The following is a 404-nucleotide window of genomic DNA, read 5'->3' on the forward strand; positions in this document are numbered from 1 at the left end:
GAGTACGGTCTGGCGGTCATCGGCGTGGAGAACGACCCCGTGAAGGTCGCCAGGCTCCGCGAGCAGGATGTCCACGTGATCGAGGCCGACGCGACCGACGACGACTTCTGGGACCGCTGCGTGAACGACGAGAAGGTGGACATCATCGTGCTGGCCATGCCGTTCCACGGCTCGAACCTCATCGCTCTCGAGCAGGTGGACGCGCGGGACTTCGAGGGCACCGTCGCGGTGGTCGCCCAGTACGACGACGAGAGGGACGAACTCATCGCACGGGGAGCGGACGTGGCCTTCCACATCTTCGAGGGCACCGGGGTCGGTCTGGCGGACAGTGCCGCCGAGGCCGCAGGGGTGCGGGAATGAGGTCCGCGGAACGACGACCCTCCGCCGCGCCCCCCACACCACCC

1 protein-coding gene is annotated in these 404 nt (G+C 68.6%); it reads left to right on the forward strand.

The features are described 5' to 3' along the window. On the forward strand, positions 1 to 360 hold a 360-nt coding region (locus tag J1M64_RS18635; protein WP_206475168.1), incomplete at its 5' end, for an NAD-binding protein. Between the last annotated feature and the right edge of the window lie 44 nt (positions 361 to 404).

The organism is Dietzia sp. KRD202, assembly GCF_017168155.1.
GTDB lineage: Bacteria > Actinomycetota > Actinomycetes > Mycobacteriales > Mycobacteriaceae > Dietzia > Dietzia kunjamensis.